Source organism: Streptomyces finlayi (assembly GCF_014216315.1).
GTDB lineage: Bacteria > Actinomycetota > Actinomycetes > Streptomycetales > Streptomycetaceae > Streptomyces > Streptomyces finlayi_A.
On the sequence record NZ_CP045702.1, the window covers coordinates 4312123 to 4332194 of the forward strand.

General features: G+C 70.5%; 19 protein-coding genes and 1 pseudogene. 12 read left to right on the forward strand and 8 right to left on the reverse strand.

What is annotated here, in order from left to right; genetic code table 11:
• Positions 1–88 precede the first annotated feature (88 nt).
• Positions 89–655 carry a Uma2 family endonuclease gene (locus tag F0344_RS19990; protein ID WP_185300082.1) on the forward strand — a complete coding sequence of 189 codons (567 nt, stop codon included), beginning with the start codon at positions 89–91 and terminating at the stop codon, positions 653–655.
• A 335-nt stretch (positions 656–990) separates the two neighbouring features.
• Here F0344_RS19990 and F0344_RS19995 read toward each other — a convergent pair whose 3' ends face one another.
• Positions 991–1686 (reverse strand): 4'-phosphopantetheinyl transferase family protein, encoded by a 696-nt coding sequence (locus F0344_RS19995; protein ID WP_185300083.1) that lies wholly within the window; start codon positions 1684–1686, stop codon positions 991–993.
• Positions 1683–2540: a metallophosphoesterase family protein gene (locus F0344_RS20000; protein WP_185300084.1), complete on the reverse strand. Its 858-nt coding sequence runs from the start codon at positions 2538–2540 to the stop codon at positions 1683–1685. Before F0344_RS20000 ends, F0344_RS19995 begins: the two co-directional genes overlap by 4 nt.
• A 248-nt stretch (positions 2541–2788) precedes the next feature.
• Here F0344_RS20000 and F0344_RS20005 point away from each other — a divergent pair, with 248 nt between their 5' ends.
• On the forward strand, positions 2789–3688 hold the full coding sequence (locus tag F0344_RS20005) for a sulfurtransferase (protein WP_185300085.1): 900 nt from the start codon (positions 2789–2791) through the stop codon (positions 3686–3688).
• An 11-nt stretch (positions 3689–3699) separates the two neighbouring features.
• Here F0344_RS20005 and F0344_RS20010 read toward each other — a convergent pair whose 3' ends face one another.
• Positions 3700–4971 (reverse strand): FtsX-like permease family protein, encoded by a 1272-nt coding sequence (locus F0344_RS20010; protein ID WP_258050018.1) that lies wholly within the window; start codon positions 4969–4971, stop codon positions 3700–3702.
• A gap of 199 nt (positions 4972–5170) precedes the next feature.
• Here F0344_RS20010 and F0344_RS20015 point away from each other — a divergent pair, with 199 nt between their 5' ends.
• Positions 5171–5815 (forward strand): response regulator transcription factor, encoded by a 645-nt coding sequence (locus F0344_RS20015; RefSeq protein WP_185300086.1) that lies wholly within the window; start codon positions 5171–5173, stop codon positions 5813–5815.
• Positions 5816–5872: 57 nt separating this feature from the next.
• On the opposite strand, the gene F0344_RS20020 is transcribed toward F0344_RS20015, so the two are convergent.
• Positions 5873–6556 (reverse strand): phosphotransferase, encoded by a 684-nt coding sequence (locus F0344_RS20020; protein WP_185300087.1) that lies wholly within the window; start codon positions 6554–6556, stop codon positions 5873–5875.
• A gap of 617 nt (positions 6557–7173) precedes the next feature.
• Positions 7174–8883 carry a bifunctional 3'-5' exonuclease/DNA polymerase gene (locus tag F0344_RS20025; protein WP_185300088.1) on the reverse strand — a complete coding sequence of 570 codons (1710 nt, stop codon included), beginning with the start codon at positions 8881–8883 and terminating at the stop codon, positions 7174–7176.
• 118 nt (positions 8884–9001) lie between these two features.
• On the opposite strand from F0344_RS20025, the gene F0344_RS20030 reads away from it, so the two are divergent.
• Together F0344_RS20030 and F0344_RS36860 are read left to right on the forward strand one after the other, a co-directional pair.
• Positions 9002–10192: a DUF2786 domain-containing protein gene (locus tag F0344_RS20030; protein WP_185300089.1), complete on the forward strand. Its 1191-nt coding sequence runs from the start codon at positions 9002–9004 to the stop codon at positions 10190–10192.
• A 137-nt stretch (positions 10193–10329) separates the two neighbouring features.
• Positions 10330–10528, forward strand: a pseudogene (locus F0344_RS36860) (hypothetical protein); the annotation flags it as partial.
• A 310-nt stretch (positions 10529–10838) separates the two neighbouring features.
• Here F0344_RS36860 and F0344_RS20040 read toward each other — a convergent pair.
• On the reverse strand, positions 10839–11354 hold the full coding sequence (locus F0344_RS20040) for a hypothetical protein (RefSeq protein WP_185300091.1): 516 nt from the start codon (positions 11352–11354) through the stop codon (positions 10839–10841).
• Positions 11355–11606: 252 nt separating this feature from the next.
• On the opposite strand from F0344_RS20040, the gene F0344_RS20045 reads away from it, so the two are divergent.
• Positions 11607–11849, forward strand: coding sequence for a DUF397 domain-containing protein (locus F0344_RS20045; RefSeq protein ID WP_056793446.1), 243 nt, complete (start codon positions 11607–11609; stop codon positions 11847–11849).
• 85 nt (positions 11850–11934) lie between these two features.
• Here the strand turns inward: F0344_RS20045 and F0344_RS20050 are convergent, their stop codons facing one another.
• Positions 11935–12486: an ATP-binding protein gene (locus F0344_RS20050; protein ID WP_258050019.1), complete on the reverse strand. Its 552-nt coding sequence runs from the start codon at positions 12484–12486 to the stop codon at positions 11935–11937.
• A gap of 321 nt (positions 12487–12807) precedes the next feature.
• On the opposite strand from F0344_RS20050, the gene F0344_RS20055 reads away from it, so the two are divergent.
• The 6 genes from F0344_RS20055 (at position 12808) to F0344_RS20080 (ending at position 18448) form a co-directional block, all read left to right on the forward strand.
• Positions 12808–13689 carry a helix-turn-helix domain-containing protein gene (locus F0344_RS20055; RefSeq protein ID WP_185300092.1) on the forward strand — a complete coding sequence of 294 codons (882 nt, stop codon included), beginning with the start codon at positions 12808–12810 and terminating at the stop codon, positions 13687–13689.
• 63 nt (positions 13690–13752) lie between these two features.
• The gene (locus F0344_RS20060) at positions 13753–15210 is read left to right on the forward strand and encodes an aldehyde dehydrogenase family protein (RefSeq protein WP_185300093.1); all 1458 of its coding nucleotides are present in this window, start codon (positions 13753–13755) and stop codon (positions 15208–15210) included.
• Positions 15211–15355: 145 nt separating this feature from the next.
• Positions 15356–15919 carry a DinB family protein gene (locus F0344_RS20065; protein ID WP_185300094.1) on the forward strand — a complete coding sequence of 188 codons (564 nt, stop codon included), beginning with the start codon at positions 15356–15358 and terminating at the stop codon, positions 15917–15919.
• A 30-nt stretch (positions 15920–15949) separates the two neighbouring features.
• Complete coding sequence (locus tag F0344_RS20070; RefSeq protein WP_185302782.1) at positions 15950–16591, forward strand: PadR family transcriptional regulator; 642 nt, start codon at positions 15950–15952, stop codon at positions 16589–16591.
• A gap of 79 nt (positions 16592–16670) precedes the next feature.
• A complete protein-coding gene (locus tag F0344_RS20075; protein WP_185302783.1) occupies positions 16671–17618 on the forward strand; it encodes an ATP-binding cassette domain-containing protein in 948 nt (315 codons plus the stop codon).
• Positions 17615–18448 (forward strand): ABC transporter permease, encoded by an 834-nt coding sequence (locus F0344_RS20080; protein WP_185300095.1) that lies wholly within the window; start codon positions 17615–17617, stop codon positions 18446–18448. The genes F0344_RS20075 and F0344_RS20080 overlap by 4 nt, the downstream gene beginning before the upstream one ends.
• A 126-nt stretch (positions 18449–18574) precedes the next feature.
• Here F0344_RS20080 and F0344_RS20085 read toward each other — a convergent pair whose 3' ends face one another.
• Positions 18575–20002 (reverse strand): glutamate decarboxylase, encoded by a 1428-nt coding sequence (locus tag F0344_RS20085; RefSeq protein WP_185300096.1) that lies wholly within the window; start codon positions 20000–20002, stop codon positions 18575–18577.
• Positions 20003–20072: the final 70 nt, after the last annotated feature.

The following is a 20072-nucleotide window of genomic DNA, read 5'->3' on the forward strand; positions in this document are numbered from 1 at the left end:
GTTCTGGCGTCCAACGTGCTGGGAGCTGAGACAGTACGCTGAGCTCAGCGGGATCGGGCCCGCCCGCATGGTGTCCGGGAGGTGCGTCATGACTGCCGAGATGGCAGCCCCTGCGTGGATGCACGAGCAGATCACCGCGGAGCAGTACGACTCCTGGTCCGAGGAGCAGTGTGCGGGGATCGAGATCGTGGACGGGATGGTTGTTGTGAGCCCCAGTGCGTCCAAGCGCCACAACCGGCTTGCTCGGATCCTGGCGAATTCCTTGGAGGAGGCTGCGGGGGCTGAGTGGAATGCCGATACCGACTTCGATGTCCGTCTCCAGGACGTCCCGCTCACGAATCGGCGCCCGGATGTCGTTGTGTACCGTGCGGACTCGATCGACATCACGCCCACCCGTCCTGAGCACGTGCTGCTCGTCGTGGAGGTCGTCTCGCCGGGATCGGAGACCACCGATCGGATCGTGAAGACGGACCAGTACGCCAAGTCCGGTATCGCCTTCTACTGGAGGGTCGAGCAGGCCGCGACCGGCGTCCCTCTCGTCTACACCTACGTTCTGGACCCTGCTGCCAGGGTCTACCGGGACGGGGAAGTGTTCACCGGCGTCGTCAAGGTTTCGGCGCCCTTCGCGGTGGAGGTCGACCTCGGCAGGATCTGATCGCCTTCTGAAGGCGACCCCGGTTCGCGTGAGCGCCGCGTGAGCGGACTGGGTGGCCCTAGGGTGGACTCAGCGTCATAGTGATCAAGGTCAGGCGTCTGTGACCTGGGGAAACGAGATTCTGTGGCACCGCCCGGCACCAACTGGGATGATTTTGTGAGCCCTCGTGATGCGTAGGTCTCGGGTTCGAATCCCGAAGGCGGCTCCATTGAAAGCCCAGCTCGGACTCTGTCTGAGCTGGGCTTTCCTGGTTCTGGTGACCTTGCAGTCCGCTGCCGGTCGTCGCCCCGTGGCCGTGGACGCCGGGAGGGCGACCGGTCGGCCGCCGGGGGTGATCAGGCCGGCACGGGCAGCGTCGCCGTCGTGACGATGATTCCGCGGCGGACCAGCCACCGGCCGCTGAACCCGGACACCGGGTGGCCGTCCGGCGTTTGCCCCTGGAACCGGATGCGTGCGGTGAAGCTCCCCGTTGCCTCTCCGGCGGAAGGTGCGGCCGTGGGCCGGGGGTCCGCCACGGCGTGGACGGTGGCGTCGGCGAAGTCGAGTTCGATGCCTGTCATCGGGAACCACGCCTTGTAGACGCTCTCCTTGGCGCTGAACAGCAGCCGGGGCCAGTGGACCACGCCGTCCCGGGGGGCGGCGTCGAGATGGCGGAGGTCTTCGGCCGTCGCGATCGACCCCAGAACTCCGTCCGGCAGCGCCTCGTTGGGTTCGGCGTCGATGCCGATCGCGTGAAAGGCGGTGCTGTGGGCCACCGCCGCGGCCCGGTAGCCGGCGCAGTGGGTGAGACTGCCGACCACGCCCGTGGGCCACTGCGGGACGTTTCTGACGCCGGGGAGTATGGGCACGGGAGGCAGCCCCAGTCCGGACAGTGCGGCGCGTGCGCAGGCCCGCGCGGTGGCGAACTCGCGCCGCCGGGATTCCACCGCGTTCCGGACCAGCGCCCTTTCCTCGGGGTAGAGGGCGTCCCAGCCGTGGTCCTCGAAGGAATCGGCCGAGGACACGGCCGGGGGTACCAGCTGCGCGATCACCGTCCCACCCCGGTCCCGTCGTAGGGCAGGACCTGCCGGAGCAGCCCCTTGGGGTGGCCGCGACGCCGCCACTCGCGTGGGTAGCCGACGGAGACCTCCTCGAACCGGACGCCGTCGTACCAGGTGGTGCGCGGGATGTGCAGGTGTCCGTACACGACGGCGGTGGTGCTGAACCGGGTGTGCCAGTCCGCCGTCGCCTCCGTGCCGCACCACTGGGCGAACTCCGGATGGTGCAGGACGTCCGTCGGCGCTCTGAGCAACGGGAAGTGGTTGACCAGGACCAGCGGTACGGCCGGGTCGTGGGCTTCGAGCCGCCGTCGTGTCGACTCGACCCTGGCGCGGCACCAGTCCTCGCGGCCCAGGTACGGCTCGGGGTGCAGCAGGTACTCGTCCGTGCAGACGATCCCGCGCTCGTGTGCGATCCGCAGGGCCTCCTCCTTGGTCGCCGCGCCGGCGGGACGGAAGGTGTAGTCGTACAGGAGGAAGAGGGGGGCGACCGCGACCGGACCGGCGGGGTCCGCCCAGACCGGGTACGGGTCCTCGGGCGTGACCACGCCCAAGTCGCGGCAGATGTCCACGAGATGCCGGTAGCGCGCCTCACCGCGCAGCTGTACCGGATCGCTCTTGACCGTCCACAGCTCGTGGTTGCCGGGCGTCCAGATCACCTTGGCGAAGCGCTGCGCGAGCAGCGCGAGGGACCGCTGGATGTCGGCGCACAGCTCGGCGACGTCCCCGGCCACGATCAGCCAGTCATCGCCCGTCGTGGGCCGCAGGGACTCCAGGATCGGGACGTTGTCCGCCACCCCGGTGTGCAGATCGCTGACGGCGAGCAGCCTCGGTACGGGCGCCGCCATCAGCGTGCGCCGAGTTCTTGTAGTGATTCATGGCGACATGTCGATTTCGCGACCATCGGTAACGGCTCCCCCGTGAAACGGCTGGGCTTCCTGGTGCCCAAGAGGTGGTCTACCGGAGCGCATGGGAGAAGCACAAGGTCCTCCTGTCTGCCGGACAGGCCTGAACAGGACCATGGTGATGGCCCTTGTACCGTGGGCGGCGTGTGGGTGGAGCCGTGAGGGCAGTCCGCCCAGGGGAGGTCGAACACATGCGTGCGGTGGGGCTTTCGGCGGATCGTCCCGGGCCTCTGGTCCCGGTGGAGTGGCTCGCGGAGCGGCTCGGTTCGCCGGGCCTGGTAGTGCTCGACGCGTCGGTCAGTGCGCACCGGAGTCCGGACCGGGGTGCGCACCGGGCTGTCGACCGGAGTGTCGACATGGGTGCGGACCGGCGGATCCCGGGGGCGCGGGTCTTCGATCTCGACGGTGCGCTGTCCGACCACTCCGGACCGCTGCCGCACACCATGCCCGGTCCGGAAGCCTTCGCGCGCGAGATGCGGGCGGTGGGCGTCCATGACGCCGACACCGTGATCGTCTACGACGCGGCAGGCGTCTACTCGAGTGCCCGCGCCTGGTGGATGCTGCGGGCGATGGGTTTCGACCGCGTCGCCGTGCTCGACGGCGGGCTGCCCGCATGGTCAGGAGCCGGGCTGCCATGCGAGAGCGGGGACGCGGCCGCGTGGCCGGAGGGTGACTTCACCGCCCGGCCGCGTCCCGGGCTCGTCGTCGGGAGCGATGAGGTCGCGGCGGCACTCTCCGACCCGGAGGCCGTCGTCATCGACGCCCGCGCCCGGGGGCGGTTCACCGGGACGGCACCCGAGCCCCGGGCGGGGCTGCGGGGCGGCCATATGCCCGGGGCGGTGAATCTTCCCTTCGTCGAACTCCAGCGGGAGGGGCGGATGCTTCCGGTCCCGGAGCTGCGAGCCGCCTTCGCCGGCCTCGTGGGAGAGCGCGAGCGGCTGGTGTTCAGCTGCGGGTCCGGGGTCACCGCCTGCGTACTGGCGCTGGGCGCCGAACTGGCCGGATACCGCGCGCTGTCCGTGTACGACGGGTCCTGGAGCGAGTGGGGCCTCCCGTCGGAGCGGCCCGTGGTGACCGGAGAGCGCAACTGACGGTACGTCACTCACTCGCGCATGCCGCCGAGTTCGACGGGCCGGGTGCGCAGGGCCGCCAGCGCCGGAAGTACGGCGGAGACCGTGGCCAGGGCGGTGCTCGCGGCCAGGAGGGCGCTCACGGCGCCCCAGGGCACGAGCACCGGTGAGCTCACGGAGAGCAGTTCCAGGGCGCCCTTGACGCCCAGGAGGTTCAGAGCGGCGACAGCGCCGCCGAGGACCGCACCCACGACCACGACGACCAGGGCCTCGACGGTGACCAGCCACAGGACCTGCGGTTTCGTGGCACCGGTGAGGCGGAGCACCGCAAGGTCGCGGACCCGGTCGGTGGTGGCCATCACCAACGTGTTGGCGAGGGCGATGCCCGTGTACAGAAGGGCGATCCCGAGGATCAGCAGCATGCCCATGCGGGTGTTCTCGCTGGTGCGCGGGTAGTGCTCGCTCACCCAGGTGTCCTTCGTCAGGACCGGGGTCGCGGTGTCCCGTCCGGCCTCCTCCAGGAGGGCGGCTGTGGCCGAACGGTTCGCTTCCGTACGGAGTTTGATGTCGATGCGGTCGATCGCTGCGCCGGCCGCGTTCTTCGGGGTCACATACACCCCGTTCGAGCCGGTGCCGACGCGCAGGACCGCCGCGATGCGCAGGGACGTCTTGCGGCCGTCGCCGAGCCAGACGCTCACCCGCTGTCCGACGGCGCGGGTCTCCCACTCCTGGTTGACGACGATCGAATCGTCGTCGAGGTCGGCGATCCGGCCGGAGACCACGGGCAGACGGGCGACCTGGGCCAGGGCGGCCGGGTCGACGGCCCTCGCCTCGGACCGGATGAGCGCGGTGCCACCTTCCAGGACGGTGACCGCGCCGGAGCGCGAGGCGCTGGTGACCACTCCCGGGATGTTCTGGGCCCGGGCCAGGAAGAGGGGGTCCAGCGTGCGGCCCTCGTCGGCCGCCACGACCCAGTCCGCGCCGGTCTGCGCCGCAGCTTCGGTGGCCTTGGCCCCGTTGACGGTGGCGACGGTGCCCAGCAGAGAGACGGCCAGGGCCACGGTGATCAGGACAGGCGCCGCGACGGCCGCGGTGCGGCGTACCGAAGTGGAGGCGTTCTGCCGGGCCAGCAGGCCCGTAGCGCCCGGGAGCCGGGCGGGCAGCCAGGTCAGGAGACGGGTCAGCGGGCGCACCAGGAGCGGGGCGAAGAGCGCGAAGCCGACGATCAGCCACATCGGCTGGAGGATGTACGTCTTCCGCTTCAGTACGTCCCCCGGGTCGGTGACCAGTGCCCAGACGAGCAACCCGAGGCCGGTCAGCAGGACGGCGGAGCCGCACAGGAGCCCGGGCTCCAGGGGGTGGCCGACCGCGTCTCGGTACTGGACGGCCGCCTGCTATTGTCCAGCCCGCCCGGAGGGCCGACCGTCTTCCGGCTGGACGTTCCCGTGTCCGCCCCGAAAGCCATGTCCCGTACGCCCACTGCCCCATGACATCGAGGATCTGATGGTGCGCATCGTGCTGGCCGAGGACAGCGTGCTCCTGCGCGAGGGCCTCGTCGGTCTGCTGGAGCGGTTCGGCCACCAGGTCGTGGCGGGTGTCGGCACCGCCGGGGAGCTCACCGCCGCCGTCGAGGAGCACGGCCCGGACATCGTCGTGACGGATGTGCGGATGCCGCCGGGATTCTCGGACGAGGGCCTGCGGGCGGCTGTCGCCCTGCGTGAGTCCCGGCCGCGGCTGCCGGTACTCGTGCTCAGCCAGTATGTCCAGCGGGCCTACGCGGAGGAGTTGCTGGACTCCTCCGACGGTACGGGCGTCGGCTACCTCCTCAAGGAGCGCATCGGCAACGTGGAGGAGTTCGTCGACGCCCTCCGGCGGGTCGCCGACGGCGCCACCGTCGTCGACCCGGAGGTCGTACGCCACCTGCTCAGGCACCGCCGCGATCCGCTGTCCCGGCTCACCGCCCGCGAGCAGGAGGTGCTGGCGCTGATGGCCGAGGGACGCTCGAACGCCTCGGTGGCGCAGGCGATGTCGGTGAGCGAGGGAACGGTCAGCAAGCACTTCGGCTCGATCCTGACGAAGCTCGACCTCTCGCTGACGGACGGGACGAACCGCCGGGTGCTGGCCGTACTGGCCTATCTGCGGGGGTAGGTAAGGCGTCGGGTCGGTCCGGCCGTGCCCGTCCGCGGGGGCGGGTACGGCGTCGGGTCAGCCGGCCGCCGAGGCGACCAGCTCGGCCGCCGTGTCGAGTACGTCCAGCTCGGCCCCGGTCAGGCACGGGTCCGCCGCCCGGAGCCTCTTGGCCCGGGCGAGAGCTTCGGGGGGCACGCCGCCGTCCTCGACGAGCAGGCCGACCAGGTCCCCGAGCAGGGCCCGGAGGGCCGGCCACGCAGGGAACGACGGGTCGAGCGATACCTGGGCCAGGATCAGGCACGACATGGCCCGGTCCAGTTCCGGTGGCCCCTCCGAGGCATTGCTCCAGTCGATCACCACCGGCCCATGGGGCGTCAGCATCACGTTCTCGGGATGCAGATCGAGGTGGAGGATCCGGTCGTCGGGGTCGTGGGACAGCCGGGGCGGGATCGTGTGCAGCTCGCGCAGGAGCCGCGCCAGCGTCTCGGCGCCCTCCGGCCCGCTGAGTGTGCCCGTGAGCAGGGCCTCGGCCATGGTCGGCCCGGTCAGCCGTTGCAGGACCAGATCGGAAGCCGACATCGCGGGTCCCACGGGCGGGCCTATGCGCGGGACCGGGAATCCGGTGGCGGCGAGATAGGCCATGACGGCCAGTTCGGGGGTGGCGTCGGTGCCGTCGCGGTAGCGGCGCAGGACCCAGGACTCGTCGATCGCGTACACATCGGCGGTGCGTCCTGAGCCCAGTGGTTGGCCTGTGTGCATGAGGGGAACCTACCCGGGCCGCCGCCGGAGGGGGAGCCCGTACCGCGCCACAGTCCTGCCGGCCGAGTCCGGCCACCACCTGAGCCGCCCGGGCCGCTACCTGAGCCGCCCGGGCCGCTACCTGAGCCGCCCCGGTCGCCTCGGTGGCGCCCCCGAACGCGAAGTGAGGGGGCGGACGGCATCTCCTTTGGCGTCCAACGCGCGGCTACGTTTTCGGCGATCCCTGACCGGACTCCCCGCCCCGGAGCCCGACACCCCTCGCACAAGCAGAGTTACCTGGAGATCACCACACTGCGCAGACGCGCGCTCATCGCGTGCACCGCCACGGCGGCCGTGGGCGCTCCCGCCCTCGCAGGTCTGACCGGAACCGCGTCCGCCGACCCCACGGGCACGGCGACCACCCCCTCCGCCGCCGAGGCCGAGCAGGTGTCGCCCGGGGGTGGACGGCCTACACCATGCGTCCCGACGGCATGCGCGTCGTGGTCACGGCCTTTCGACTCCGGCGACCAGTCTTCGGCCGCGACCCGGCCCGAGCCCGCGGTGACCATGGAGCAGCTCACCACTCCGGCAACCAGCGGGGAGTGGCTGAAGCTCCAGGAGTGCCCACCGGGGTGGCCTCACTTGGCGTCGGAGTACCGCTCCACGACCGCCGTAGTGAACGGGAACCGCACCGGTGTCTCCCCGAAGGCGGTCCGCCCGGCCAGTTCTCCGGCCGCGCGGATCGCCTCAACCACACGCGCGGTCTCTTCTGCCGGACAGTGCACGATCACCTCGTCGTGCTGGAAGAAGACCAGCTCGGCCCGCAGCTGTCCGGCGGCGAGCGTCCGCCGCAACGCGGCCAGGAGCAGCAGTGCCCAGTCGGCGGCGCTGCCCTGGACCACGAAGTTCCGTGTGAAACGGCCCCGGGCGCGGGCGTTCGACGAGGCGTAGCCGGGAGTGGACTCGGTGTGCACCGAGTCCCCGCCCCCGCCGGGCGCCTCCCCTGTCTCCTGGGGAATGCCCGCTTCCTCGGCCTCCCCGGCCCCGGCGGCCGGTGGGCTCGTCCGGCCGAGCCAGGTCCGTACGAGCCGACCCTCCTCGCCCGCCTTCGCCGCGTCGTCGACATACGCGACGGCCTGTGGGAACCTCCGGCGCAGCGCGGCCAGGTTCTTCAGTCCGTCGCCGGACGTCTGGCCGTAGATCGCGCCGAGCAGGGCGATCTTCGCGTGGTCGCGGTCGCCGTGGAACGCCCGGTCGGACAGGGCCTTGTAGAGGTCGCCGTCGTGCCCGGCGACCTCCATCAGCCCCCGGTCGCGGGAGATCGCGGCGAGGACGCGCGGTTCCATCTGGTCGGCGTCGGCGACGACCAGCCGCCAGCCCTCGTCCGCGACGACGGCCTGCCGTATGACCTTGGGGATCTGGAGGGCACCGCCGCCGTTGGTCGTCCAGCGGCCGCTGACCGTGCCTCCCGGCTGGTACTCCGGCCGGAACCGGCCGTCGCGGACCCAGTCCTGGAGCCAGCTCCAGCCGTGTGCCGTCCAGATCCGGTACAGCTTCTTGTACGCGATCAGCGGCTCCACTGCCGCGTGGTCCAGCTCCTCCAGCTCCCAGCGCCGCGTCGACTTCGCCTTGATCCCGGCCTGCGCGAACGCCTTCAGTACATCGGCGGGCAGATCGGGCCGCACCCGTCGGCCGAAGGCCGCCGACACCTCGTCCGCCAGCTCGGCCAGCCTGCGGGGCTCCCCGCCGCCCGCGTACCGCTCGCCCAGCAGCTCGTGCAGCAGGTCCCGGTGCACATCCGCCCGCCAGGGCAGGCCCGCCCTGTTCATCTCGGTGGCGACGAGCATGCCGGCCGACTCGGACGCGGTGAGCAGCCGCATCCGGCCCGGATGTTCCGCCGCCTCATGGCGGCGTACCTGCTCGGCGTAGACGGCGAGGAGCGCGTCGAAGGGCACGTCCGTCCCGGACTGCGGCTCGAAGAGGGAGGACTGCGATCCCGGCTCGGCGGACCGGGGCACAGGGTCCGGAGGTACGGCGGCGTCGTGGAGGCGGGCGAAGGCGGCGGCCGCTGACCTCGGCTCCCCGAAGCGCCCCTCGTGCCCGAGCAGCAGCAGCTCGGCGCACTCCACGTCGTAGCACCGCTCGACGCGGACGCCGGCCGCGAGCAGCCGTGGATAGATCTCGGCGGTGGACCGCCAGACCCAGCGGGCCACATCGGGCCGCGACCGGACGGCCTCCACGAGATCGGGCTCGGCGAGAACGGGACCGGTGGGCAGCCCGTCCGGGCCCAGCGGTGCGAGCAGTGCGCCGCCGCCCTCTGCCGTGGCCAGAGCCCAACGTTCGGTCATGGCCCGAGTCTGGCACCCACCACTGACAACGGCCCGGAGGCGGCCCTGACACGTCCGGGACTCCTCCCCGGACCCCGGCCCCCCTCGCCTGACAGGCACGGGTTACTACCCTGACCTCATGGAACCGGTGATCGACCAGGCATTCGCGGCGGCCCTGTACGCGCACGACGACACGGGCCTGGACACCGGCGCCTCCCTCCTCGCCGCCGCCCCCACCGCCGACGACGAGGCGCACGCCCGCGGCGAGGAGTTCGTGCGGCGTGCCTGGGCCCGTGGCTGGCAGCCCGCCGACGTCATCCGGATCGTCCGGCGGGAGCTCGACGAGAGCGGGGCCGCTCTCGCGGCGGCCCTGATCGCCACCGAGACCGCCAGGTACCCGCACCTCCCGCCCCGCTGGGCCGACCAGCTCGCCGCACTTCCCGCCCCCGCCCCCCGGAACCGGCCCGACCGCTTCTCGTACGCCTCCGCTCTCCTCGGCCTGTACCGCCTGCTGCTGGGCCTCCCCTCCATCGAACCCGTCGGCCCGGCCCCCGGGACCGCCGCCGACCGTCTGTACCAGCCGCCCGCCCACGGCGAATCCCGGATGCTCACACGCATCCGCGCCCTCCTCGCGAAGGCGGAGGGCACCGGCTTCCCGGAGGAGGCCGAGGCCCTCACGACCAAGGCGCAGGAGCTGATGGCCCGGCACAGCATCGACGAGGCGCTGATCGCCGCCCGCACCCACAGCGACGAGACACCGGGCGCCTGCCGGGTCGGGGTCGACGCCCCGTACGAGACGGCGAAGGCGATCCTTCTCGACGCCGTCGCCACCGCGAACCGCTGCCAGGCTGTGTGGAACAGCGAGCTCGGTTTCACGACCGTCGTCGGTTTCGAACCGGACCTGGAGGCCGTGGAACTGCTCTTCACCTCCCTGCTCGTGCAGGGCACGTCCGCGATGACGAAGGCCGAGGCCGGTCAGCGGGCCGGCGGGCGCAAGCGGACCAAGGCGTTCCGGCAGTCGTTCCTGATGGCGTACGCCCAACGGCTCGGCGGCCGCCTCGCGTCCGACACAGCCCGGGTCACCGCGGCGGCGGACGCGGGCGGCGCGGCCGACGACATCCCGGGCGCCACGGAGCACGCCGCTCCCGGCAGTCTCCTGCCGGTCCTGGCCGCCAGGGACGTGGCCGTCACGGACACGGCCGAGCGGATGTTCCCGAAGACGACCACCACCCGGGTGCGCGGCGCCACCGATCTCGACGGCTGGACCCACGGAACGGCCGCCGCGGACCGGGCCCGGTTGGGAAGAGGCGGCCCGGGAATCGACCGCTGACCCGGGCGGAAGCCGCCGAGTTCCGGCAATTCCCTCAAGTCGGCCTTGTCGGATATTGCCGCTAGGCTCGGCCCATGAGCTGGCTCCGGGCGCTGAAGGAGACCGCCCGCTCGGTGCTGACGGTTCGAGCGGCGGCCGCCCGCAGCGCGGCCGCAGTCACCCCCCCGTCAGGCCCGCCGCCGACCCGCCGAACTGCACGGGGCCCGCGGGGTCGCCGAGCGGATCAGACCCGTGCTGGCCTCGCTCGCGGACCCCGCGCTGGGCGTCCCGGTGGAAGGGGCCGAACTGGCCGCCGCCCTGCGGAAGGCGACCGAAAGGAGTGCGAAGGCGGTACGGGAACGCCGCGTACCGGAGTGGGAAGCGGTGCGCGAAACGGTGGCGTACTGGGACAGCGAGGAGTCGGGCTCGCACGCCGTGACGGCCGAGGGTGCCACCGAGGCGATCCCCGCCCCGGTGACCGACCCCGTCGTACGCGAGGGTGCGGGCCTGCTCCTCGAAGCGCTGGAGGAGTTCTCCCGAAGCCTCGACGCACCGGTCACCTCTGACCCACCGGCTACCTCTGACCCACCGGTCACCTCTGACCAGCCCGTCAACCCTGACCGACCCGTCAACCCTCAGGCGCCGGCGCCCTGAGGATGCACAGCCGTCAGGGCGTCGGCATGCCCGGCAGCTCCGTCGGCAGCTGCGTGCCGTCGGTCTTGGTCAGGGTGTCCTTGGCCCCGGCGTTCCACGAGACGACGATGGTCCGGCCGTCGTTGGACTCGACGGACCCCGAGGTGCGGTCGGTGTTGCCGTCCACGCACGTCAGCGTCAGCGTCACCTCGCCCCGGCCCGTCACCTTGCCCTGACAGACGTGTTGTTCCGCGACGAGGGCGGCCTGACCGGAGGCGACGGACAGTGCCACGGCCTTCCCGTCGGTCAGCCCCGCCCAGGTGCCTTCGAGTTTCGCCGCACCGGCACCTGGATTTCCGGCCGAACCGGAAGCCGAACCGGAGGAACCGGAACCGGAACCGGAACCGGAGCCGGAATCGGAACCGGCCCCCTTGCTCGAACCGCCCTTCCGGCCGCCTCCTCCGTCCCCGTCACTGCCGCAGGCCGTCAGTGCGAGTGCGGCCACCAGACTCGCGGCGACTACGGATCCGGTACGTACAAACCTGCCCATGCGGACTTCCCCCTGTTGGTTTTCGGTCGAAAGACCGCGCCAAACTACCAGCGGGGAAGAAGCAACTCCCTTATCAAGGAGCCGAAAAGACCTCCCGTTCGTCTCCTCGGCGGGAGGGTGTGCAGGTGGAGAGGAAAGCTGTAATCAAAGGAACACCCCCCGTGCACGTGCATCTGCTCATGCATTGGCATATGAACACAGCTATGATCCGAGCTAGTTGACACTTGCACCTTGCAACTCGGGGAGCGTCCTGTGCACCACGTGTACAACGGCATGGCAGCCACAGAGCTTCGCGGAGTCGTCTGGCAGAAGAGCAGACACAGCAACTCCCAGGGCTCCTGTGTGGAGTTCGCCAAACTGCCCGGAGGGAATGTGGCGATGCGGAACTCACGCCACCCCGACGGGCCCGCCCTGGTCTATACGCCGGCCGAGATAGAGGCGTTGCTTCTCGGCGTCAAGGACGGGGAGTTCGACCACCTGGCGACAGGCGGCTGACGCACCCACGCGCACAGCTGCCCGTCCGCCCGCACCGCCCTGTCCCGCACGGCCGGCGCCACCGCCGACGCGCTCGCTACGCGCTTCAGCACCCAGCGCTCTGTCGCGCGTCGTCGGCCGTTCCGTCACCCGGCAGCCGGAACAGTGCCCAGACCACCTTCCCCCGCAGGGCCCCGGAGGGCAGTTTCTCCCCGGCCAGTACGGGGGAGGGGTGCCAGCCCCACGAGTCGCTGAAGGACTCCACGAGGAAGAGGCCACGCCCCGACTCCGCCGAGTCCGCCGCCTGACCGGCGACCGGACCGCTCCGGCTGGGATCGCGCACCGCGCACACCAGGCGGGACGTCCAGTGCATCAGGTGCAGCCGCACGGGCGGGTCCTGCGGGTCCCTGGGAGTATCCGTCGGCAGGGCGTGGCGCAGTGCGTTGGTGACCAGTTCGGAGACGACCAGGGCGACATCGTCGAACCGCTCGGTCAGCTCCCACTGGGCGAGCGTCTTCCTGGTGAACCGCCGTGCCCCGCCCACCGCCTCGTAGCAAGCCGGCAACGTGCAGGAGGCCGACCCGGCGACCGCCGAGGGGTCGGTTGGTGGAAGCCCCTGCCGTAACGGCTCGAGCATCGTCGATCCATTCGTCCCCATGCGAGGCACTCCCGGGATTCGCGGCTGTAGCGGCACTGCCTGTAGCGGTACTGCGGGGGGTACAGCGGCACAACACGAACGAGCACGCAGGTGCGCGATGGCCATGGTTCCGAATGCGCACGGCAGATGCAAGGGCAGATGCACGTGCACGCGCCTGACCTGCCCGACAGCGTGCCGGTTCTTACTCATTTCTTCCCCTGGGCAGATTCGCGGCTTTCTGCAAGTCTTCTCATTTCCGTAATCGAATGAGTACGGGCTGAAGCGTTTTGGTGGCAGAATCCGGCACTCGGGGTTCGGGGGAACCTCGGTGTCCGGGAAGCGATGGGGAGGGTTGGACCAGTGCCGGCAGGCGAGTCGAGTGGTTCTGTGGTGCGGCGCATCCTGCTGGGCTCACAGCTCAGGCGCCTGCGCGAGTCGCGCGGCATCACGCGTGAGGCGGCCGGCTACTCCATCCGTGCCTCCGAATCGAAGATCAGCCGCATGGAGTTGGGACGGGTGAGCTTCAAGGCCAGGGATGTCGAGGACCTGCTCACGCTCTACGGTGTCGCCGACGAGGTGGAGCGCGACTCCCTCCTCGGGCTGGCCCGTGAGGCCAACGTGGCAGGCTGGTGGCACAGTTTCGGCGACGTGCTGCCCGGCTGGTTCCAGACGTACATCGGTCTGGAGGGGGCGGCGTCGCTCATCCGGATCTATGAAGTGCAGTTCGTCCACGGTCTGTTGCAGACCGAGGCGTACGCCCATGCCGTGGTCTCCCGGGGTATGCGAGGAGCTCCCGCGGCCGAGATCGACCGCCGGGTCGCGCTGAGGCTGGAACGGCAGAAGGCGCTCGTCTCCGAGCGGGCCCCCCGTTTCCACGCCGTGCTCGACGAGGCGGCGCTGCGCCGTCCGTACGGCGAGCGCGAGGTGATGCGTGCGCAATTGCGGCATCTGATCGATATGTCGGAGCAGCCGAACGTCACGCTCCAGGTGATGCCCTTCAGTTTCGGCGGGCATGCGGGAGAGAGCGGTGCGTTTACGATGCTGCGATTCCCGGAATCCGATCTGTCGGATCTGGTCTATCTGGAGCAGCTGACAAGTGCGCTGTATCTGGACAAGGCCGAGGAAGTCGCCCAGTACGAAAAGGCCATGATTCGGCTCCAGGGGGACAGCCCGGGTCCGGAAGAGAGCCGGGATCTGCTTCGCGGACTCCTCCAACTGACGTGATTTATCGGTACGATGACGCCGTATCAGCCGTAACGGGAGTCTGCGTCTGCAGTAAGGGATTGCATGTCCTACTTCAATGAACTGGCCCACCAGTACATCGACGGCGAGTGGCTGACCGGCAGCGGCTCGTGGGACATCATCGATATCAATCCCTACAACGGTGAGAAGCTGAGCTCGATCACCGTCGCCACCTCGCTGGAAGTGGACAGGGCCTACCGTGCCGCCGAACGCGCGCAGCCGGAGTGGGCCGCTTCCGGTGCGTACGAACGCCGTGCCGTGCTGAGCCGCGCCGTGGACATCATCGCGGAGCGCGCCGAGGCGATCGTCGAAACGATCGTCGACGAGCTGGGCGGTACCCGCTTCAAGGCGGAGTACGAGGTCCGTATCTGTCAGGAGTTCCTGCGCGCGGCGGCCGACCAGGCGCTGCGCCCGATGAGCAGGCTGCTGCCCTCACCGGTTGACGGCAAGGAGAACCGCGTCCACCGGGTGCCCGTCGGGGTCATCGGTGTGATCTCCGCATTCAACTTCCCTTTCCTGGTGACGATGAAGTCCGTGGCGCCCGCCCTGGCTCTCGGTAACGCGGTCGTCGTCAAGCCACACCAGAACGCGCCCATTGTGGGAGGCACCCTGGTGGCCAAGATCTTCGAGGACGCGGGCCTGCCGGCCGGACTGCTCAATGTGGTGGTCACGGACAGCGCGGAGATAGGCGACGCGTTCATCGCGCACCCCGTGCCCAAGGTGATCTCGTTCACCGGATCGGACCGCGTGGGCCGTCATATCGCCGCGACGGCGGGCGGTCTCTTCAAGCGGGCCATCCTCGAACTCAGTGGCAACAGCGCCCTGGTCGTGCTGGAGGACGCGGACATCGACTACGCGGTCCAGGCCGCCGTCTTCAGCCGCTTCCTGTACCAGGGGCAGGTCAGCATGGCAGCCAACCGCATCCTGGTGGACCGGGCGGTCGAGGCCGGCTTCACCGAGCGGTTCACGGCGGCGGTGGCCGGCCTCAGGACCGGCGATCCGCGCGATCCGGAGACCCGTATCGGCCCTGTCATCAGTGACTTCCAGGCGGACGCCCTGACCTCCCTGGTCGACCAGGCGATCACCGACGGTGCCACGGCGCTGGTACGGGGCCGCACGCGCGGCAACCTCGTCGAGCCGACGGTGCTGGCCCGGCTGCCCGAGGACTCCCCGCTGCTGGTCCAGGAGATCTTCGGCCCGGTGGCGCTGCTGGTGCCGTTCGACGGCGAGGACGAGGCCGTACGGATCGTGAACGACAGCCCGTACGGGCTGAGCGGTGCCGTGCACACGAAGGACGTGGAGCGCGGTGTGCGCTTCGCGCGGCGCATTGTCAGCGGGATGTTCCACGTCAACGACTCCACCGTGCAGGACGACCCGCTCGTGGCTTTCGGCGGCGAGAAGATGTCGGGGATGGGCCGGCTGAACGGTGAGGCCGCGGTGGAGGCGTTCACCACGCAGAAGTGGATGTCCATCCAGCACGGACGGACCCGTTTCCCCTTCTGAACCCGCCGCCACTCCCCGTCCTGCGTCCCCGTCCTGAACTCCCCGTTCCGCACCTCACAGTTGAGGACGGAAGCTGACCGCAAGGATTCGTAACCTGGTCGGTGTCAGGAAGCAGGGCACCGGCACGATCCCCAAGGCGGTCACCATGGTCACCCACGTACCTTCCGCGGCGCACGGCGACGAGCGCGGCGCACTTCTGGCCTTCGTCGAGGCGCAGCGCGGCGGCCTCCGCCGCGCGCTCATCGGTCTCTCCGAGGAGCAGGCCGCGAGTCGGCCCAGCGCCAGTGGGCTGTCCCTGTCCGGACTGCTCAAGCACGTGGCCGAGACCGAGCTGAACTGGCTCCGGATGGCTCAGCGGCGACCGAACGAGAAGGAGCGCACTGCGGAGACCTGGGCCGACAGCTTCCGGCTGGTCGAGGGGGAGTCGATCCCCGAAGTCCTCGCCTTCTGGGCGAAGGTCGCGGCGGAGACCGAGGAGTTCATCGCCTCGGTGGACAGCATGGACGACACCTTCCCGCTGCCCGAGGCGCCCTGGTTCCCGAAGGAGGGCCAGGTCTCGATGCGCTGGATGCTGGTCCACCTCGTGGAGGAGATCGCCCGGCACGCCGGGCACGCGGACATCATCCGGGAGACCCTCGACGGCAGGACGGCCTTCGAACTGGTCGCCCTGGCCGAGGGCTACGCTGAGGATGCCCCTAGTCAAAATTGAATAGAAACACTGATGAGAAAGAGTGTGGGAATGTCCGCGATCCGGCTGCTCGTCCTCGGCGCCGTGCGTCAGCACGGCCGTGCGCACGGCTATCAGGTCCGCAACGACCTGGAGTACTGGGGCGCGCACGAGTGGTCCAACGCGAAACCCGGATCGATCTACCACGCTCTCAAGCAGATGGCGAAGCAGGGCCTGCTGGTCGCGCACGAGGTCGCGCCCTCGACGGCCGGCGGCCCGCCCCGCACGGAGTACGAGATCACCGAAGAGGGCACCCGGGAATTCCTGGGCCTGCTCCGCGAGGCGGTCGTCTCGTACGACCAGAAGATGGACGTGCTCTCGGCGGCGATCGGCTTCATCGTCGATCTGGAGCGGTCCGAGGCGCTCGCGCTGCTGCGGCGGCGGATCGCGGCCATCGAGGCGTGGCGGACCGCGGTGACCGAGCACTACACCCCCGAGGACGGCCCGGAAGCACTCGGGCACATCGGCGAGATCATGCACCTGTGGGTGTACTCGGCGGATTCGGGTGCCGAATGGACGCGCGGCCTGATCGCCCGGATCGAGGGGGGCGCCTACACCTTCGCGGGCGAGGGGGAGCCGTTCGTCGGGGTGCTCGGCGAGGGTGAGGAGAACCCCTACGCCACCGGCGTTCCTGATCCCGGAGACAACCACTAATCAAGTTTGACGAATGGATTCGGGTGGGATACCTTCCTCCAGCTAGTCAAATTTGACTACACGAGGGCGGGTGGAGAGTGTGACGGACGCGATCGTCGTGGAAGGCGTGCACAAGCGATACGGGGACAAGCACGCGCTGGAGGGGCTGGACCTCACCGTCCGCCGGGGCACCGTGCACGGCGTGCTGGGCCCCAACGGGGCGGGCAAGACCACGGCCGTACGCATCCTGTCGACGCTGCTCAGGCACGACGAGGGCCGGGCCGAGGTGGCGGGACTCGACGTACGCACCGATGCGCGCGAGGTCCGGCGTCGGATCGGTCTGCTCGGTCAGCACGCGGCGGTGGACGAGGAGCTGGGCGGCCGGCAGAACCTGGAGATGTTCGGCCGGCTGTACCACCTGGGCGCACGCCGGGCGGGCGTACGGGCGGACGCCCTGCTGGAGCGGTTCGGGCTCGCCGACACCGGCCGCAAGCCCGTCAAGCAGTACAGCGGAGGCATGCGGCGACGGCTCGACCTGGCCGCCTCGCTGATCACCGACCCGCAGGTGCTGTTCCTGGACGAGCCCACGACCGGGCTGGACCCGCGCGGCAGGGCCGAGGTGTGGGGCGCGGTGCGCTCCCTGGTCGGCGCCGGTACGACCGTCCTGCTGACCACGCAGTACCTGGACGAGGCGGACCAGCTGGCCGACCGCATCTCGGTGATCGACCGGGGGCGGGCCATCGCGGACGGGACGGCCGACGAGCTCAAGGCGATGGTGGGCGGCGACCGGATCGACGTGGTGCTGCGCGACACGGCCCGGCTCGGGGAGGCGGCGCTGCTCCTCGGGGGCGGGGTGGTCGTGGACGAGGACCGGCGGCTGCTCAACGCGCCGGCCCCGGACCGGATGGCAGCACTGACCCGGGCCGTACGGGCGCTGGAGGACGCGGGGATCGAGGCGGAGGACATCGCGATTCGCCGCCCGACCCTCGACGAGGTCTTCCTCTCCCTCACGGACAAGACGGCGGACGACACGGAGGTGGCGGCATGAGCGCGGATACGGCTACGGCGGCGGCGACGACGAGGATCACGGTGCAGGGGCGCGTCGGCTGGGCGCTGGCCGACTCCTGGACGATGACCCGGCGCGAACTGGCGCACTGGGCGCGGCAGCCGGTCCAGATGGCTGTCGGTCTGGTCTTCCCGGTGATGCTGCTCCTGATGTTCAACTACCTGGTCGGCGGCGGCCGGGGCGTCGAAGGCGACACCGCCGAGTTCCTGGTGCCGGGCATGCTCGCGCTCACGATGGCCTTCGGCCTGGAGGGGACGATGCTCGCCGTCACCCAGGATCTCGGAAAGGGCGTCATCGACCGCTTCCGCTCCATGCCGATGGTCTCGGGTGCGGTCCTGGTCGGCCGGAGTGTCGCGGACATGCTCCAGTCGGTGGCGGCGCTCGCCGTGATGATCGGCGTCGGTTACGCGGTCGGCTGGCGCTGGCACAACGGCCTGGCCGCCGCTCTCGGCGCGATCGGACTCCTGCTTCTGTTCCGGTTCGCGATGCTGTGGGTCGGCATCCAGCTGGCGATGGTGGCGGGCAGGCCGGAGATGGTGCAGGCGGTACAGATCCTGGTCTGGCCGGTGGGCTTCCTCTCCAACGTCTTCGCCACCCCGGCGTCGATGCCGGGCTGGCTGGGCGCGGTCGTCGAATGGAACCCCATGTCGGCGACGGCGACAGCGGTACGTGACCTGTTCGGCAACCCGGGCGCGGCGGGCGGCACGTGGGCCTCGGACCACGCCGGACTCCTGGCGGTGGCCTGGCCGCTGGCTCTGACGGCGGTGTTCTTCCCCTTGGCGGTGACCCGCTTCAAGAACCTCAGCAACTGAAGGCGAGAGCCCGGCCGTCCTCGCAGGGGAGGCCCCCGCAAGGGAGCCCCCCGTCCGGCCACCCCCGCCCGTCCGGCGTCGGAGGACAGGAGCCGGCCACCGGACGTCCCGCCCCCACCCCGCCTCTCAGTGGTGGAACGCCGTGGCCGCCCCCCGGTCGCGGCTCATCGGCCACCGCTGTGCCCGCAGGTCCGGCAGCACTCTCCGCACGTCCTCCACCAGCGACTCCGCGAGATCCGAAGTGAACCCGTTCCGGCACACCACCCGGAGCACCGACAGATCCTCCCGGTGGGGCGGAAACGTGTACGCCGGCACCAGCCACCCGAACTCCCGCAACCGCCGCGACACGTCGAACACGTCGAACGCCGTCACATCCGGCGCCGTCGTGAACGCGAACACCGGCAACTCCTCTCCCCGCGTCAGCAGGTGGAAGTCCCCCAGGCCCTCGATTCCCAGCGCGAGCCCCCGCGCCACGTCCCGCGACGCCTGCTGCACCGCCCGGTATCCCTCCCGCCCCAGCCGCAGAAACGTGTAGTACTGCGCCACCACCTGCGCACCCGGCCGGGAGAAGTTCAGCGCGAACGTGGGCATGTCGCCGCCGAGGTAGTTGACACGGAAGATCAGCTCCTCCGGCAGTTCCGCTGCCGTGCGCCACAACGCCCAGCCCACGCCGGGATACACCAGCCCGTACTTGTGCCCGGAGGTGTTGATCGACGAGACGCGGGGAAGCCGGAAGTCCCACACCAGGTCCTCGTCGAGGAACGGCGCGACCATCGCCCCGGACGCCCCGTCCACATGGACGGGGATGTCCAGGCCGGTGTGCTCCTGGAGCTCGTCCAGTGCCGTGCACAGCTCCGAGATCGGCTCGTACGATCCGTCGAACGTGGAGCCGAGAATCCCGACCACCCCGATCGTGTTCTCGTCGCACAGTTCGGCGGCGGCCTGCGGGTCGAGATGGAAACGGCCGCCCTCCATCGGGACCTGCCGGGCCTCGACCTCCCAGAACGTGCAGAACTTCTCCCAGCACACCTGCACATTGACGCCCATCACCAGATTGGGCCGTGCGGTGGCCGGGTACCGGTCGGCGCTCCGGGCCGCCCAGCGCCGCTTGAGCGCCAGCCCGGCCAGCATGCACGCCTCGCTGGAACCCGTCGTCGAACAGCCCACGGCGGCTACCGGGTCCGGTGCGTGCCACAGATCGGCGAGCATCGACACGCACCGCCGCTCCAGCTCGGCCGTGCGCGGGTACTCGTCCTTGTCGATCATGTTCTTGTCGCGGCACTCGCTCATCAGCACCGCGGCCTGCGGCTCCATCCAGGTGGTGACGAAGGTGGCCAGGTTCAGCCGCGCGTTGCCGTCGAGCATCAGCTCGTCATGCACGAGCCCGTACGCGGTCGACGGCGGCATCGGCCCGTCCGGCAGCCGGTGTCTCGGCGGCGCCGACGTCATCCCCGCCGTCGGATCGGCCTCGCCGAAGAACGGGTTGAGGGCGAGCCTGCGCCGCTCCTCCGGGGGTTCGTCCTCGTACCCGTGGGCACCTTTGTGCAGCGGCATCGGCGGGCAGCCCTTCTCGGCTCGCGGCGGTCGGGGGTCCGCGCCCGGCGGCGTACCGGACGGACGAGAC

Coding starts and splice junctions, on each gene's coding strand:
- F0344_RS20000 (WP_185300084.1), bottom strand. CDS start 2,540: ATGGCGGCGCCCGTACCGAGGCTGCTCGCCGTCAGCGATCTGCACACC.
- F0344_RS20020 (WP_185300087.1), bottom strand. CDS start 6,556: ATGCACACAGGCCAACCACTGGGCTCAGGACGCACCGCCGATGTGTAC.
- F0344_RS20025 (WP_185300088.1), bottom strand. CDS start 8,883: ATGACCGAACGTTGGGCTCTGGCCACGGCAGAGGGCGGCGGCGCACTG.
- F0344_RS20040 (WP_185300091.1), bottom strand. CDS start 11,354: ATGGGCAGGTTTGTACGTACCGGATCCGTAGTCGCCGCGAGTCTGGTG.
- F0344_RS20030 (WP_185300089.1), top strand. CDS start 9,002: ATGGAACCGGTGATCGACCAGGCATTCGCGGCGGCCCTGTACGCGCAC.
- F0344_RS20015 (WP_185300086.1), top strand. CDS start 5,171: ATGGTGCGCATCGTGCTGGCCGAGGACAGCGTGCTCCTGCGCGAGGGC.
- F0344_RS20070 (WP_185302782.1), top strand. CDS start 15,950: ATGTCCGCGATCCGGCTGCTCGTCCTCGGCGCCGTGCGTCAGCACGGC.
- F0344_RS20050 (WP_258050019.1), bottom strand. CDS start 12,486: ATGGGGACGAATGGATCGACGATGCTCGAGCCGTTACGGCAGGGGCTT.
- F0344_RS20085 (WP_185300096.1), bottom strand. CDS start 20,002: ATGCCGCTGCACAAAGGTGCCCACGGGTACGAGGACGAACCCCCGGAG.
- F0344_RS19990 (WP_185300082.1), top strand. CDS start 89: ATGACTGCCGAGATGGCAGCCCCTGCGTGGATGCACGAGCAGATCACC.
- F0344_RS20080 (WP_185300095.1), top strand. CDS start 17,615: ATGAGCGCGGATACGGCTACGGCGGCGGCGACGACGAGGATCACGGTG.
- F0344_RS20060 (WP_185300093.1), top strand. CDS start 13,753: ATGTCCTACTTCAATGAACTGGCCCACCAGTACATCGACGGCGAGTGG.
- F0344_RS20005 (WP_185300085.1), top strand. CDS start 2,789: ATGCGTGCGGTGGGGCTTTCGGCGGATCGTCCCGGGCCTCTGGTCCCG.
- F0344_RS20065 (WP_185300094.1), top strand. CDS start 15,356: ATGGTCACCCACGTACCTTCCGCGGCGCACGGCGACGAGCGCGGCGCA.
- F0344_RS20055 (WP_185300092.1), top strand. CDS start 12,808: ATGGGGAGGGTTGGACCAGTGCCGGCAGGCGAGTCGAGTGGTTCTGTG.